13 protein-coding genes are annotated in these 15,571 nt (G+C 67.6%); 9 read left to right on the top strand and 4 right to left on the bottom strand.

The window, feature by feature from the left end:
* The first annotated feature begins 130 nt into the window (after window positions 1–130).
* Window positions 131–994: an alpha/beta hydrolase gene (locus tag AC1KVE_RS07425; RefSeq protein WP_481092155.1), complete on the top strand. Its 864-nt coding sequence runs from the start codon at window positions 131–133 to the stop codon at window positions 992–994.
* A 38-nt stretch (window positions 995–1,032) separates the two neighbouring features.
* Here the strand turns inward: AC1KVE_RS07425 and AC1KVE_RS07420 are convergent, their stop codons facing one another.
* Together AC1KVE_RS07420 and AC1KVE_RS07415 are read right to left on the bottom strand one after the other, a co-directional pair.
* On the bottom strand, window positions 1,033–3,390 hold the full coding sequence (locus AC1KVE_RS07420) for a DUF1631 domain-containing protein (RefSeq protein ID WP_046345787.1): 2,358 nt from the start codon (window positions 3,388–3,390) through the stop codon (window positions 1,033–1,035).
* A gap of 222 nt (window positions 3,391–3,612) precedes the next feature.
* A complete protein-coding gene (locus AC1KVE_RS07415) occupies window positions 3,613–5,859 on the bottom strand; it encodes a DUF1631 domain-containing protein (protein WP_481092156.1) in 2,247 nt (748 codons plus the stop codon).
* 130 nt (window positions 5,860–5,989) lie between these two features.
* On the opposite strand from AC1KVE_RS07415, the gene AC1KVE_RS07410 reads away from it, so the two are divergent.
* The 4 genes from AC1KVE_RS07410 to AC1KVE_RS07395 are packed head-to-tail and all read left to right on the top strand — an operon-like array spanning window position 5,990 to window position 8,874.
* Entirely contained in the window at window positions 5,990–6,565 is a 576-nt protein-coding gene (locus AC1KVE_RS07410) for a nitroreductase family protein (protein WP_039523709.1), read from the top strand.
* A 14-nt stretch (window positions 6,566–6,579) separates the two neighbouring features.
* Window positions 6,580–7,548: a 5'-3' exonuclease gene (locus tag AC1KVE_RS07405; protein WP_221202393.1), complete on the top strand. Its 969-nt coding sequence runs from the start codon at window positions 6,580–6,582 to the stop codon at window positions 7,546–7,548.
* Window positions 7,545–8,096, top strand: a complete 552-nt coding sequence (locus AC1KVE_RS07400; protein WP_005988855.1) for an NUDIX hydrolase — start codon at window positions 7,545–7,547, stop codon at window positions 8,094–8,096. The genes AC1KVE_RS07405 and AC1KVE_RS07400 overlap by 4 nt, the downstream gene beginning before the upstream one ends.
* Window positions 8,089–8,874, top strand: coding sequence for an N-formylglutamate amidohydrolase (locus tag AC1KVE_RS07395; protein ID WP_104568885.1), 786 nt, complete (start codon window positions 8,089–8,091; stop codon window positions 8,872–8,874). Before AC1KVE_RS07400 ends, AC1KVE_RS07395 begins: the two co-directional genes overlap by 8 nt.
* Window positions 8,875–9,050: 176 nt before the next feature.
* On the opposite strand, the gene pip is transcribed toward AC1KVE_RS07395, so the two are convergent.
* Together pip and prmC are read right to left on the bottom strand one after the other, a co-directional pair.
* Entirely contained in the window at window positions 9,051–9,992 is a 942-nt protein-coding gene (gene pip, locus AC1KVE_RS07390) for a prolyl aminopeptidase (protein ID WP_039512881.1), read from the bottom strand.
* Window positions 9,993–10,228: 236 nt separating this feature from the next.
* Window positions 10,229–11,080 carry a peptide chain release factor N(5)-glutamine methyltransferase gene (prmC, locus tag AC1KVE_RS07385; protein WP_065032006.1) on the bottom strand — a complete coding sequence of 284 codons (852 nt, stop codon included), beginning with the start codon at window positions 11,078–11,080 and terminating at the stop codon, window positions 10,229–10,231.
* 200 nt (window positions 11,081–11,280) lie between these two features.
* Here prmC and ahpC point away from each other — a divergent pair, with 200 nt between their 5' ends.
* The 4 genes from ahpC (at window position 11,281) to rnk (ending at window position 15,542) form a co-directional block, all read left to right on the top strand.
* Entirely contained in the window at window positions 11,281–11,844 is a 564-nt protein-coding gene (ahpC, locus tag AC1KVE_RS07380; RefSeq protein WP_016900725.1) for an alkyl hydroperoxide reductase subunit C, read from the top strand.
* A gap of 215 nt (window positions 11,845–12,059) precedes the next feature.
* Window positions 12,060–13,652, top strand: coding sequence for an alkyl hydroperoxide reductase subunit F (ahpF, locus tag AC1KVE_RS07375; protein WP_481093056.1), 1,593 nt, complete (start codon window positions 12,060–12,062; stop codon window positions 13,650–13,652).
* Between the two features lie 79 nt (window positions 13,653–13,731).
* The gene (locus AC1KVE_RS07370) at window positions 13,732–14,673 is read left to right on the top strand and encodes a LysR substrate-binding domain-containing protein (protein ID WP_024940621.1); all 942 of its coding nucleotides are present in this window, start codon (window positions 13,732–13,734) and stop codon (window positions 14,671–14,673) included.
* Window positions 14,674–15,119: 446 nt separating this feature from the next.
* Window positions 15,120–15,542 carry a nucleoside diphosphate kinase regulator gene (gene rnk, locus AC1KVE_RS07365; RefSeq protein ID WP_016900728.1) on the top strand — a complete coding sequence of 141 codons (423 nt, stop codon included), beginning with the start codon at window positions 15,120–15,122 and terminating at the stop codon, window positions 15,540–15,542.
* Window positions 15,543–15,571: the final 29 nt, after the last annotated feature.

Raw genomic sequence — 15,571 nt, 5'->3', positions numbered from 1 at the left:
CTTCGCAAATCGGGATGTCATTGGAGCAGGGAATCTTGACGCTGACAAGATTGAAGGTGCAGACTCGCCCCCGCATCTTGCCAGCGTCAAGATCGGCGCCGGATGCAGCCCCTCCCCAGTGAGTTTTTTCATGGCCAAGGCATTCTCCCGCTGGCGCATGCGCCTGACCCGCACGTTGTTCGGGTCGGCCAGCCGCCTGGCTCCCGGGCCGACCGGCCGCCTGCTGGCGCGCCGCTTCGTGACGCCGGATGCGGCATCGCGCCGGCATGCCGCATCCACCCTGGCGACGCTGTCCGACGTGGGCCGCGACAGCCTGTCCATCGATGGCATCGAGATCGCGGTGTATGTCTGGGGCGATCCGGCGCAGCAACCGTATGTGCTGCTCTCCCACGGCTGGTCCAGCTATGGCCTGCGCTTTGCCGCCTGGGTGCCACGGCTGCAGGCGCTGGGCTATGCGGTGGTGGCCTTCGACCAGGCCGGGCACGGATTGAGCGGTGGGCGCATCAGCTACATGCCGCACTTTGTCGAGGTGCTGCGCCGGATCGGGCGGCACTTCGGCCGGCCGGCGGCCTTCATCGGTCATTCGCTGGGTTCGGCATCGGTCGTGTTCGCCGATGAAGCGGCCTGGCAGCCGGCGCGCTACGTGCTGATCGCGCCATTGCTGGCCCCGGCCGAGACCGCACGCCGCCAGTTCCGCGCCTTTGGCATCGCGGCCAAGACCTTCGTTCCGTTCGAGAACCTGCTGCATGCGATCACCGGCAAACGCTTTGCCGATTTCGATGCGTCCCCGCATCTGCCGCGTTTCCAGCGCCCGGCCCTGATCATCCATGACCGCCGCGACCGCGAGACACCCTGGGACGAAGGCGCGCGTTTTGCGGCGCTGTGGCCGCAGGCGCAATTGCTGACCACCGAAGGCCTGGGACACAACCGCATGGTCGACCATGCCTCGGTCATCGAAGCGGCGCTGGACTTTATCGGACCGGCGCGGGCCTGAGCGTACCGCGATGCGGCAAGCGCATCGCGCGGTACCCGCTAGTGCACGGTGCTGTTGTGCAACGGATCCAGGCGGTCGATGACGCCCTGCATGGCGCTGTCGAAGGCGCCGTCGTTGATGTGCTCGCGCAGCCTGCCCAGGCGCACCATCACCGCCAGTTCTTCCGGCGAAGCGACGCAGAAGCGTACGCCGCGGCGATTGACGAACAGCAGCCGCTGCGAGATCGGGCTCACCCACGACAGCTTGCCCGCCTGCACCTTGCCGTCCTTGTCGACGAAATCCAGCCAGGTGCCGATATCCATCGCACGGAAACGCTCGGCATCGGCGCTGTCGATGCTCTGCGCCACCGCCTCGGCCCCCAGCACCACGCTGACGCTTTCGGCAGCCGGCGGCGGCAGGTTGACCTGCGGCAGTTCCGGCAAGGCCTTTTCCAGCTCCGGGCGCGCTTCGGCGATGGCCTGCAAGGTGTCGTGCAATGCGGTGATGGCCACCACCACCGCGTCGCCATGCAGGCCGACGCTGGCAAATACGCGATGCAGGGCCGGCTGCCAGACCTGCAGCCACGGCTTGCCGACGATGTGGCGACGCGCCTCGGCCAGTTCTTCCAGTACGCCATCGGCCAGGGCCAGTGCCTCCACGGTGCCCGGACCTTCCTCACCGTCGCGCAGGATCGCCATGGTCAGATGGTGCAGCCACGGCTGACGCAGGAAATCCTCCACGGCCCTGGGCAGCGGCGTGCCGGCCTGCGTGCGCTGTTCCAGCTCCGACAGCGCGCGGCTGCGTGCCAGCTCGAGCTTTTCCTGGCCGCGCTGGGTTTCGGTGGCGCGCCGCTCGGCAATTTCCACCCGGCGCCGATGCTGCGACAGGAAATCGCGGAATTCCTCTTCCAGGGTCAGGAAGATCGCCAGGTTCTCGTTGAATTCGGCCACCAGGCGGTCGACGATTTCCTCGACCTTGCCCATCAGCACACGCTCGGCAGCGCTGTCGCCGGTGTTGCCTTCGCAGGCCTCGGCCAGCGAATTGAGCAGGCGCCGCGCGGGATGGGTCTTCTGCACGAACATCTTGCGATCCAGCAGCGCGACCTTGACGAAGGGCACCACCAGCCGGCCGATCATTTCGCGCGAACGGTTTTCCAGATCGCGCTCGTCCAGCATCACGTCGAACAGCATGCCGACCAGGTCGATCGCATCCTCATCCATCGGGTCCAGGCGCGCGGTCGCCGGGTCCACGCCCAGCCGCGTGGCGCTGGACAGCACTTCGTTCTTCAGCCGCTGCGCCAGCGACTCGGTGTCGTCGCCGATGGCCGCCTGCAGCGTCGCGCTCGGCGTGGCCTGCAGCAGCGACAGCACCGACATCATCTCGCGCTGGCTCAGCGGGCGTTGCTGGCCCACCGCCACCGATGCGGCAGAGGCGGTGTTGTCGCGCACGCTGCGGGTCTGCTGCAGCAATTCGTGCAACGCTTCCAGCAACATGCCCTGGCTGCCGCCGGGGTGATCGGCCTCGCCCCCATCCATGCCGCCGGCAACGCCGCCACCGGCCTGGCCACGCTGGGCGGCGGCCTGCATGCGGCCGCGGCTGTGCGCCCAGCGGTCCAGGAAGCGGTTGGCCCAGGCCGGTGCGTACTGGTCGCTCTGGTCGTCGCCGCCGATGTCGGCAGCCGCGCCCTGGGCCTCGGCCTGGGCGCGCTCCTCGGGCGTGTCGCCGCGTGGCTGCACGCGCGGCGGCGGGCGCTTGGGCTGGGAGATTTCCGGCATGACGCCGGCCTTGGCCAGCGTCTCGTCCAGGCGCGCATACAGCTTGCCGATCGGCTCGGCCAGGTCGCGCTCGCACAGCTTGATCAGTACCAGGCGCACTTCCGGCGCCAGGTCGCAGGTGGCGAAGGCTTCGTGGATCGCCACGCCCAGATGCTCCGGACCGAGCGGGTTGGTGTCGGCCACCAGTTCCAGGCCGCCGGCGATCCAGCCCAGGCGGCGGTCCACCCGCGCCAGCACCTGCTTGAAGTCGCGCAGCAGCACCGTGGCCAGGTTGCGCACCGCCAGCCGCGATTCGAGCACGTGTTCGGGCACCAGACTCAGCGGGCCGGTGCCGATGTCGCCTGCCAGGACCACCTCGGCCGACAGCGGCTCGCCCAGCAACAACGCCTGCCAGCCGTCGTCCAGCTGCTGGCGGAACCGCGTGGCCACTTCGTCGCGCTTGCGGCGCAACTCGCGCATGCCGTCGAGAAACAGCAACTGCGATGTGCCCGCGGATTCGGCGCGATCGAACAGCACATCGTCAAAGTGTGCGACTGCAGCGGCAAAAACCTGCGCGAGTGCGGGCACGAACACGGCGTGCGCCTGTTCGAGCAAGCGTTGGTCACGGCCCGGATGTCCCGACGGACTGGGCTGAAAAGTCATGCGCAAAGGCTCCCCGCCCCTGCAGGCGTGAAAATATTCAAACGAAAGAAAACAGACGCGGCCCCAAATTCCGCCACCGCATGGTAGGCGTTTCGCTCGTTTGTTAAGTGTGACGCAATTCGCACTTTAGTCGTGACCGCCCAGGGTTTGCGTGTCAGTCGGACATCCTAGCGTGCATCGCTGCGGTGGCGCTTGCCAGCGCGTATTAACCGCCTGCGGGGGTTAAGCCTTCAGCATGTGCGGCCGGTCCAGCGCATCGACGACATCCTGCATCGCGCTGTAAAACGCGTCCTCGTCGCGATGCAGACGCAGGCGGTCCAGCCACACCATCATCGCCAGTTCCTCCGGCGAGGACACGCACAGCCGCCCGCCGCGCCGGTTGACGAACATCAGCCGCCCGGAGATCGGGCTGATCCAGCACAACCTGCCGGCCTGCACGCGGCCATGCCGGTCGACGAACTCCAGGCAGGTGCCGAGCGCCATGCCGCGGAAGAAATCGGCGGTGACACGATCGAATTCCACCTGCGCAGTGACATCCAGCATCGGCGTCAGCGGCTCGCCGACCGGCTCGGCCGGACCGGGGCTGGGGCGCAGCGCGCTCAAGGTCGGCGCAAACAGGGCGGGATCCGGCGCTCCAGCAGCCGGCACCGATGACGTGGACAGCAGCGCGCGCTGCAGTTCCTGCAGGGCCAACTCGGCGTCGCGTTGCGCCAGGCCGGCCAGCGCGAAAGCCTGCAGCAGCTGCGCACGCTGCGGCTCCAGCGCGGCGTCACCAGGCGCAGCACCCAGTTGCGCCAACACCGCATCGCCCAGGGCCACGGCCGCGTCCAAGGCCTGGCCGGTGCCGTCGCCACGCAACGCCACCTGTTGCACATACGGCTGCCAGACGCGGCCGAGGAAGTGCTCGACCAGCGGCGGCAGCGGCCCGCGCGCCAGGCGCTCTGCCAGCGCCTGCGCGGCAATGCTGCGTGCGGCTTCGCGGCGTTCTTCGGCGCGCTGCAATTCGCTGGCACGGCGCTCGGCGATTTCCACCCGGCGCCGATATTGTTCGTAGCTGGCGCCGAACTCGGCCTCCAGCGTCAGAAACAGCCCCGGATGCTCGTCGAAATCGCGCACCACCGTGTCGATCACCGCCTGCACCTGGCCGAGCAAGGCCTGATCTGCCGCAGTTTCGCCGGCATTGCCATCGCAGGCGTCGACCAACAGGTTGAGCAGGCGGCGTGCGGGATGGCCGTCGCGCACGAACAGGTGGCCGTCCAGCATCGCCAGCTTGGCCATCGGCACCAGCAACTGGCCGAACAGGCTGCGCTGCGCATCCGACAGATGGCTCTGCACCAGGATCGCGGCGAACAACAGGGCCACCAGATCCAGCGCGTCCTCGTCGTCGGGGTTGAGGCAGGTGGTGGCCGGATCTACCCCAAGCGCGGCGGCGGCGCGCCTGACCTGCTGCCGCAGGCCACATGCCAGGCCCGAATCGGTGCCGTCGATGGCATCGAAGCCGGCCGCAGGCATGGTCTGCAGCAGCGACAGCGCCGACACCACCTCGCGCGGCGACAGCAGGCGCTGCCCGGCAGGTGCGGGTGTGTCGCCATCGGGTTCGCGTTGGCGGCGTGCATGCTGCAGCAAATGGTGCAGGCCGGCCGGCAACAGCTCGCGGCCGCTGCGCAGATGCACGTCGATCGCCTCGACGCCAGCCAACGCGCCCTGCCCGCCCGACCAGTCGGCGAAGAAGCGTGCGATCCAGTCCGGCGTCTCGGCGGCCTGCTCGCCGGCGCCTTCGTCCTGGCGCGGAATGCCGCGCCGCCGGCTGCGCGGCTGCGGCAACTCGCGCAAGCGCGCCACCTGCGCCAGCGCCTGTTCCAGCGCGCCGTAGCGCTGGCCGACGCGTTCCATCAGGTGCTGCTCGCAGACCTTGATCACCGCCAGATGCGCCTTGGGCGCCAGCGTCACCCCCTGAAAGGCCTCGTACAGGGCCACGCCCAGATGCTCCGGCCCGAACGGATTGCTGTCGCCATCGATACGCAGCCCACCGACAATGAAGCCCAGATAGCGATTGAGCCGCATCAGCTCCGTGCGCCACTGGTGCTGCAGCGCGCCGGCCAGGTTGCGCACCGCCAGGCGCACCTCCAGGTCCTGCTCGGGCAGCAGGGTCAGCCCGGCCGCACCACGTCCCAGGCTGCGATCGGCCGACAACGGCCGCCCGGATTCCAGCCCCTGCCAAGCCTTGGCCAGATGCCCGCGAAAACGCGCGGTGATCGGCTCGCGCTGCTGCCGCACCGCCTGGATGGCTTCCAGGAAGTCGTTCTGGGCCGGGCCGGCATCGGCCGCCAGCTGGAACAGCGCCTCGGCCAAGGTGTCCTGGAATTGGACAAAGGCATCGGCCAGCGGCACCAGCACGATCTCGCGTACCTGATCGAGCAACTGCGCATTGCGGCTGGGGAGCACGGGGGTGGATACGAACTGGGTCATCGGGCGGCGCACAGGACGAACATGGAGGGGATGTCACGACCGGGCCGGCATCGGCCCGCCACCCATGATGCGGCGGGCGTTGGGAAGGGCCCGTCTATAATTGCCCGCATCCTCGCCTCGACCCGGAATTATGCACGCACCGTATTCGCTCCAGGCGCTGGACGCGCGCCGCTCGGTCCCCTCCAAACAGCTGGGCGAACCCGGCCCGGATGAAGACACCCTGCTGCGCATGCTCACCTCGGCAGTGCGCGTGCCCGACCACGGCAAGCTGGTGCCGTTCCGCTTCTTGCGCATCAGCGGCGATGCCCGCCAGGCACTGGGCGATTTCCTGGCCGAGCGCAGCCTGGCCGCCGATCCGCTGGCGCCGCCCGCCGCGGTCGAAAAAGACCGCAACCGTTTCAACGATGCGCCGCTGGTGATCGTGGTCATCGCCGCGCTGCGCCCCGGGCACAAGGTGCCCGAGCAGGAACAGCTGCTCACCGCCGGCTGCGTGTGTTTTGCGCTGCTGCAGGCCGCGCAGGCGCATGGCTTCGGTGCGCAATGGCTGACCGCGTGGATGGCCTACGACCCGGCGGTGACCGGCTATCTGGGCCTGGAGCAGAACGAGCGCATCGCCGGTTTCATCCATATCGGCACCCCGCGCCTGCAGGTGCCAGAGCGCGAGCGCCCGGACCCGCGTGCGCTGCTGCGCGACTGGACCCCGTGACCACGCACACCCCCATGCTTGCAGGTGCGCCCGCAGCGATCAGCCGCCCGACCCCGCTGTATCTGGTCGATGCCAGCCTGTACGTGTTCCGCGCCTGGCATTCGATCCCGGACGAATTCCAGGATGCGCAAGGCTGGCCGACCAACGCCGTGCACGGCTTTGCGCGCTTCCTGCTCGACCTGCTCGAACGCGAGGATCCGCAGCACATCACCATCGCCTTCGACGAGGCGCTGGACAGCTGTTTTCGGCATGCGCTCTACCCGGCCTACAAGGGCAATCGCACTCCGGCACCGGATGCGTTGCGGCGCCAGTTCGCGCATTGCAAGGCGCTGTGCGCGGCATTGGGCCTGAGCGTGCTGGCGCACCGCGATTACGAGGCCGACGACCTGATCGGCAGCGCCTTGCACAGCGTGCGTGCGCACGGCCTGCGCGGGGTGATCGTGTCGGCCGACAAGGATCTGTCGCAGCTGCTGCTCGAACACGACGAGCAGTGGGATTACGCGCGCAACCTGCGTTGGGGCATGGACGGGGTCAAGGCGCGCCACGGCGTGCACGCCCATCAGATCGCCGACTACCTGGCGCTGTGCGGCGATGCGATCGACAACATTCCCGGCGTCACCGGCATCGGCGCCAAATCGGCGGCGGTCCTGCTGGCGCATTTCGGCAGCCTGGATGCCTTGCTGGAGCGCATCGACGAGATCCCGTTCCTGCGCCTGCGCGGCGCGGCGCAGATGGCCGCGCGCCTGCGCGAGCAACGCGAACACGCGCTGCTGTGGCGTCAGCTCACCACCATCGCACTTGACGCGCCGCTGGCGCTGACCGATGCCGGTTTCACGCGCGCGCCAGCCGATACCGACATGCTGGGCGGCTTGTGCGAGAGCCTGCGCTTCGGCCCGCTCACCCGGCGCCGGTTGCTGGCCGCCTGCGGCGGCGCGCCGGCACCGCGCACTCCCGTTTCCCTGGAACAAGGCCTGCATCCATGAACCGACACGACACCCCGCCCACCGTGGTCTACGAAGGCAAGTACCAGCGCATGGTCGTGCGCGGCACCTGGGAATATTCCGAACGCGTGCACGCCGGCGGCCTGGCCGCGATCATCGTGGCGGTGACCCCGGACGATGCGATGTTGTTCGTCGAGCAGTTCCGCGTGCCGCTGCAGGCCCGCACCATCGAAATGCCGGCCGGCCTGGTCGGCGACGTGCATGCCGACGAGTCGATCGAGCTGTCGGCCATTCGCGAACTGGAAGAAGAAACCGGCTGGACCGCCGAGCACGCCGAAGTGCTGATGATCGGCCCGACCTCTGCCGGCGCCAGCAGCGAGAAGATCGCCTTTGTGCGCGCCACCGGGCTGCGCAAGGTCGGCGCCGGCGGCGGCGATGCCAGCGAAGACATCACCGTGCACGAGATCCCGCGCGCGCAGGTCGGCGCCTGGCTGGTGCAGAAGATGGCCGAGGGCTATCAGATGGATCCCAAGCTGTGGGCCGGGCTGTATCTGGTCGATCACGCACTGGACGGCACCCCGCGTGGCTGAAGCGACCGCTGCCCGCCTGCTCGGTGCCGACGATCCCGCGCCGTTCAGCGTGCACAACCCGCAGGCCGCCTCGCCGTGGCTGCTGATCGCCGACCACGCCGGTCAGCGCGTGCCGGCGCGGCTGGCCAATCTGGGCCTGCCGCAGCAGGAACTGGACCGCCATATCGGCTGGGATATCGGCATTGCCGAGGTCACCCGCCTGCTGGCCGATGCGCTGGATGCGGTCGCCATCGCGCAGACCTATTCGCGCCTGGTGATCGACTGCAATCGCCCGCATGGTTCGGCCACGCTGATGCCCGAGGTCAGCGACGGCACCTCGGTTCCGGGCAACCTGCAGCTGTCGGCCGACGATCGGCAGCAGCGCATCGATGCGATCTTTGCGCCATACCACGCGCGCATTGCGGCGGAACTGGATGCACGCGCACAGCGCGGGCAACCCACCGTGCTGGTGTCGATGCACAGCTTCACGCCGATCATGGCCGGCAATGCACGGCCCTGGCATGCCGGCGTGCTGTACAACCGCGACACGCGGCTGGCGCACCGCCTGCTGCAGGCCTTGCGCAACGAGCCGGATCTGGTGGTTGGCGACAACCAGCCCTACGCGGTCAGCGACACCAGCGACTATGCGATTCCGGTCTACGGCGAAGGCCGCGGACTGCTGCATGTGGAACTGGAACTGCGCCAGGACCTGATTGCCGATGCCGCCGGGCAACAGGCGTGGGCGCAGCGCCTGGCACGCATCCTGCCGCCGCTGGCGCAGGCGCTGCTGCCGCACTGACTCCTACGGAGCATGCGGCGGCCGCGCTGATCCGCAGCCTCGGTGACGACGGTTGCCTCGTAGGAGCGCACCCGGGCGCGACAGGCCGTCCCGTTACCCTACGTCGCGCCCGGGTGCGCTCCTACCGCTGGCGCGCGAGCGCTGCTGCAGCTTCCCGTGCACGCTCGCGGTTGCGCTCAGGCGAACCCGTCGGTGGCGCGCACCAGCGCATCGACATTTTCCGGCTCGAAGGCCGAATGCCCCGATGCCGGGCTGATCTGCAGCTGTGCCTTCGGCCATACCTTGTGCAGGTCCCAGGCGCTTTGCAGCGGGCACACCACGTCGTAACGGCCGTGCACGATCACGCCGGGGATGTCGGCGATGCGGTGCGCGTCACGCAGCAACTGGTCTTCGACCTCGAAGAAACCGCCGTTGACGAAGTAGTGGTTCTCGATGCGCGCGAACGCCAGGGCGAAGTGCGCGTCCTCGTGTCCGGTGACGAAGTCGGCGTCCACATGCAGGAAGCTGGTGGCACCTTCCCACACGCTCCACGCCTTGGCCGCGGCCAGACGCGTGGCTTCGTCGTCGCTGGTCAGGCGGCGATGGAAGGCGGAGATCAGATCGGCGCGCTCCACCACTGGAATCGCGTTGACGTAATGCTCCCAGGCATCCGGAAACAGCCGGCTGGCGCCCTGCTGATAGAACCATTCCAGCTCGAAACGGCGCAGCAGGAAGATGCCGCGCAGCACCAGCTCGGTGACCTGCTGCGGATGGGTCTGCGCATAGGCCAGCGCCAGGGTCGAGCCCCAGCTGCCACCGAACACCTGCCAGCGCGCGATGCCCAGGTGTTCGCGCAGGCGCTCGATGTCGGCGACCAGGTCCCAGGTGGTGTTGTTCACCAGATCGGCATGCGGGGTGGAACGGCCTGCGCCGCGCTGGTCGAACAGCACGATGCGGTATTTGGCCGGGTCATGGAAGCGCCGCATCTTGTCGTTGCAACCGCCGCCGGGGCCGCCGTGCAGCATCACCACCGGCTTGCCCTGCGGATTGCCGCACTGCTCGAAATACAGCGTGTGGCGGTCGTCGACCTGGAGGGTGCCGTGGTCGTACGGCGTGATCTCGGGATAGAGCGTGCGCATGCGTCGGTCCTGCGGGAAACCGCTAGTGTATCGGCACCCGGTCTGCACACGCGGGCGCCCCATGCGATCGAGCCAGGGCGGGCGCACGGCGAAGCGCGAGGGCGTGGAGCGACGGAGCCAGGCTCCTGCACGCAGCGCCGGACGGGCACGGTCGGTGCCCGGAAGCGGCATGTCCTGTTTCAGCTCCGAGCGCGCCGTCCCCCCTCCACCTGGCGACCGCTCCGTGGCCGGCCGCGCTAGCCCGCAGCGGGCGACCAGCGCCCCGACGTCACCCGGTCACGCTGCTCCAGGTCCTGATGCGTGGCCACCGCGTCGAAGCCACGCGCCTGCAGCAGCCCGGCCACCGCCGCGCCCTGGTCCCAGCCGTGTTCGAGCAGCAGCCAGCCGCCCGACAGCAGATGCGCAGGCGCATCGGCGACGATCAGGCGGATGTCGTCCAGGCCATCGGGGCCGGAAGCCAGCGCACTGGCCGGCTCGTAGCGCAGGTCGCCTTCGCCCAGATGCGGATCCTGCGCGGCGATATACGGCGGGTTGCTGGCAATCAGGTCGAAGCGCTCGCCGGCCAGCGGCGCAAACCAGTTGCCCTGCCGGCATTCGACATTGCGTAAGCGGTGGCTGTCGGCATTGCGCCGGGCAACCGCCAGCGCCGCCGCGCTGGCATCGGTGGCGATCACCTGTGCCTGCGGCCGCTCGCTGGCGATGGCCAGCGCGATCGCGCCGCTGCCGGTACCCAAATCGGCAACGCGGCGGCCCGGCCGGGCGTCCAGTCGCTCAAGTGCCAGCTCGACCAGCACCTCGGTGTCGGCGCGCGGGATCAGCGTGGCAGGGGAGACCGCCAGATCCAGCGTCCAGAACCCACGCGTGCCGGTCAGGTACGCCACCGGTTCGCCGGCCTGGCGCCGCTGCACCAATGCCGCGAATGCCTGAGCGACCGACGACTCGACCGGATCGCGGCCATGCGCGAACAGCCAGGCGCGGTCGCGGCCCAGCGCGTGCAGCAGCAGCGGCTCGGCATCACTGCGCTCGATCCGCTCGACCGCACGCCGCAGCAACTGCTCGGCGGCAAGACCGGCTGGGTCCTCACTCATACGGATCATTCACTCATGCGCAACATCGGCTGACCATTATCGGAGATGGAATCGGCCCCTGCAGCGGCAGACGCCGTCTGCAAACTCGATAGCCACAGCCTATCTATACAATTCCATCAATCGATTTGAGAAATCTATCGATCCTACCTACCATGGCGACTGTTCCATCCCCCGCCCCCTTCATCGCACGAGGAAACTCAATGTCTCTTATCAACACTCAGGTCCAGCCGTTCAAGGCGAATGCGTACCACAACGGCAACTTCATCGAAGTCACCGAGGCCAGCCTGAAGGGCAAGTGGTCGGTGCTGATCTTCATGCCGGCCGCCTTCACCTTCAACTGCCCGACCGAAGTGGAAGACGCCGCCGACAACTATGCCGCGTTCCAGAAGGCAGGCGCCGAGGTCTACATCGTCACCACCGATACGCACTTCTCGCACAAGGTGTGGCACGAAACCTCGCCGGCCGTGGGCAAGGCGCAGTTCCCGCTGATCGGCGATCCGACCCACAAGCTGACCCGCGCGTTCGGCGTGCACATCGAAGAAGAAGGCCTGGCCCTGCGCGGCACCTTCATCATCAACCCGGACGGCGTCATCAAGACCCTCGAGATCCACGACAACGCGATCGCCCGCGACGTCACCGAGACGCTGCGCAAGCTGACCGCTGCCCAGTTCGTCGCCAACAACCCGGGCCAGGTCTGCCCGGCCAAGTGGAAGGAAGGCGCCAAGACCCTGGCTCCGTCGCTGGACCTGGTCGGCAAGATCTAAACCGACTGATACCTCCGGCCTGTGGTTGAGGCCGGAGCATCTCCGGCCCAGCACTGGGCCGGGGGTGAACCGGAGCCGGTGCCGGGCTGCCCGCCAGCCATCGCCAGCACGCATTCCCGACATCGCGCCGGCTGCGGTTCATCCCCTCCTCCCCGGCGACCTGCCTCAGCGCAGCGACGCCACGCCCTCCCCTTGCCCATTCCCAGGAGTTCTCCATGTTGGATGCCAACCTCAAGACCCAGCTGACCGCCTACCTGGAACGGGTTACCCGTCCGATCCAGATCAACGCCTCGATCGACGAAAGCGCCGGCTCGCGCGAAATGCTCGACCTGCTCGAGGATCTGGTGCTGCTGTCGGACAAGATCAGCCTGGACATCCACCGCGATGACAACCAGCGCAAGCCCTCGTTCGCGCTGACCACGCCGGGCCAGGACATCTCGCTGCGCTTTGCCGGCCTGCCGATGGGCCACGAGTTCACCTCGCTGGTGCTGGCGCTGCTGCAGGTGGGCGGTCACCCGTCCAAGGCCGCCGCCGAGCTGATCGAGCAGGTGCAGCACCTGGATGGCGACTACCAGTTCGAAACCTATTTCTCGCTGTCGTGCCAGAACTGCCCGGACGTGGTGCAGGCGCTGAATCTTGCCGCCGTGCTCAACCCGCGCATCAAGCACGTGGCCATCGACGGTGCGTGGTTCCAGGACGAGGTCGAAACCCGCCAGATCATGTCGGTGCCCACCGTCTACTTGAACGGCGAGCTGTTCGACCAGGGCCGCATGACGCTGGAACAGATCGTCGCCAAGCTCGACACCAACGCGGCCAAGCGCGACGCCGCCAAGATCGCCGCCAAGGACGCCTTCGAGGTGCTGGTGGTCGGCGGTGGCCCGGCCGGCTCGGCAGCGGCCGTCTACGCCGCGCGCAAGGGCATCCGCACCGGCGTGGCCGCCGAGCGTTTCGGTGGTCAGGTGCTGGACACCATGTCGATCGAAAACTTCATCTCGGTACCGGAAACCGAAGGCCCGAAGATGGCCGCCGCGCTCGAGCAACACGTGCGCCTGTACGACGTGGACATCATGAACCTGCAGCGCGCCGAGCAGCTGATTCCGGCCGGTGCCGATGGCCTGATCGAGATCAAGCTCGCCAATGGCGCCTCGCTCAAGAGCAAGACCGTGATCCTGTCCACCGGCGCGCGCTGGAGGCAGATGAACGTGCCAGGCGAAGAGCAATACAAGAACAAGGGCGTGGCCTATTGCCCGCATTGCGATGGCCCGCTGTTCAAGGGCAAGCGCGTGGCGGTGATCGGCGGCGGCAATTCGGGCGTCGAGGCGGCGATCGATCTGGCCGGTATCGTGGCGCATGTCACGCTGGTGGAGTTCGACGACAAGCTGCGCGCCGACGAAGTGCTGCAACGCAAGCTGCGCAGCCTGCACAACGTGCGCATCATCACCAGCGCGCAGACCACCGAAGTGCTGGGCGATGGCCAGAAGGTCACCGGCCTGGTCTACAAGGACCGTACCGGCGGCGACATCCAGCACGTGGATCTGGAAGGCGTGTTCGTGCAGATCGGCCTGCTGCCCAACACCGAATTCCTCAAGGGCTCGGTGGCATTGTCGCCACGCGGCGAGATCATCGTCGACGACCGTGGCCAGACCAATGTTCCGGGCGTATTCGCTGCCGGCGACGCCACCACGGTGCCGTACAAGCAGATCGTGATCGCGATGGGCGAAGGTTCCAAGGCTGCGTTGAGCGCGTTCGATTACCTGATCCGCTCCAGTGCACCGGTCAGCGCCGACAACGTCGCCCAGGCAGCGTAAGCGTACTCAAGCCAGCGCCCGGCCAGCCCGGGCGCTAAGCTCCAGTCGTACCCCGTCACCGCAATGAGGGCTGCTGCACATGAATCTGCGTGACCTGAAATATCTGGTCGCCCTGGCCGACCACAAGCATTTCGGCCGTGCTGCGACGGCCTGCTTCGTCAGTCAACCGACGCTGTCCACACAGATCAAGAAACTCGAAGACGAGCTCGGCGTGCCGCTGGTGGAACGTGCGCCGCGCAAGGTGATGCTGACCCCGGCCGGCCGCGAAGCGGCGATGCGCGCACGCGGCATCGTGGCCGAAGTGGAACAGATGAAGGAAGCCGCGCGGCGCAGCCAGGATCCGGAAGCCGGCACCGTGCGGCTGGGCATCTTTCCCACCCTGGCGCCGTATCTGTTGCCGCATGTGGTGCCGCGGATCCGCGAGCGGTTCCCGCGCCTGGAACTGCTGCTGATCGAGGAAAAAAGCGATCAGCTGGTACACCAGCTGCGCGAAGGCCGTCTGGATGCGGCGCTGCTCGCACTGCCGTTGCAGGATGAGCAACTGCATGCCGAATTCCTGTTCGAGGAACCCTTCGTGCTGGCCGTGCCGGAAGGCCATCCGCTGTCGCGCCACGACAGCATGACGCTGGACGATCTGTCCGAGCAGCGGCTGTTGTTGCTGGAAGACGGCCACTGCCTGCGTGAGCAGGCGCTGGATGTCTGCCATCTTGCCGGCGCGCTGGAAAAATCCGAATTCCAGGCCACCAGCCTGGAGACGCTGCGCCAGATGGTGGCTGCCAACGTCGGCGTGACCTTGCTGCCGCTGCTGGCGGTCAAACCACCGGTCGCGCGCTCGGAGAACATCCGCCTGATCCGTTTCCGCGAAGACAAGCAGCCCAGCCGCCGCATCGCCATGGCATGGCGCCGCAGCTCGGCCATGACCGCGTTCCTGGAGCAGCTGGCGCAGTTGTTCAAGGAGTTGCCGGAGAGCCTGTTTACGCTGGACCAGCCGGCGACCGGGCCCAAGGCGGTTGCGGCCTGAGGATTCGGGAATCGGGAATCGGGAATCGGGAATCGGGAATCGGGAATCGCAAGATCGTTTCATGTCTGCGGTTGCTTGGCGGGATGTTTTTTCACCTGTTCTCGGACATAAGCGACGCGCAAGCGTCGTTTTTTGTTTGGTGGGTGGTTACGACTCGATGTCTCTGGACGCACATGGCGGTTGTGGTGTCATTGGCACGTGGTGGACTCCCACGAGGCACTTCAAGTCAGTCGCTGGGTGATGGCAGATGGCACGCACCTGGGCGCTGCAGCGCTGCCTGCCTGATGCGCTGGCCACGGCCCGTTCCTCTCGGTGCCGCGCCTGCCGTACCTGACATCTGCCGTGGATTGCGCCATCTCGCCATGCATTGCGATCGGGCAGCGGCGCCCTCATCTGGGCAGTGAGGTTTGCCATGTTGGCGGGCCGTCATCGTCAAGGAGATTGCCATGACTTCGCAGCACCACAGCGGCTTGCCGCCGTCCATCCTGGTTTCCAGCCACGACCTCGCCCGGCTCGAGGCCCTGCTCGATTCCCCCGCTTTCAACAAGCACCCGGCCGCCACCGCGCTGAGTGACGAACTGGGCCGTGCACGCGTCGTGCCGCCCGACCAGATTCCCGGCGATGTCGTCACCATGCACTCCCGCATCGATTGCGAAGATGAGCTGCATGGCGAACGACATACGCTCACCCTTGTATATCCGCACGAAGCCGATGTGCAGCACGGCCGCATCTCGGTGCTGGCGCCGGTCGGCAGTGCGCTGCTTGGCCTGTCGGTCGGTCAGAGCATCGACTGGCGTACGCCCGACGGGCGCGACCTGCGTCTGCGTGTCAGCGCCGTGCACGATCAACATGCCCTGGCCGGCGCCTGACTTCACACGCCAGGCGCGCTACCGTAGCG

This window comes from Xanthomonas sp. NCPPB 2864 (genome assembly GCF_056675615.1).
The sequence above is the reverse complement of the archived record's forward strand: the minus strand, read 5'-3'. Positions and strand labels throughout refer to the sequence as shown.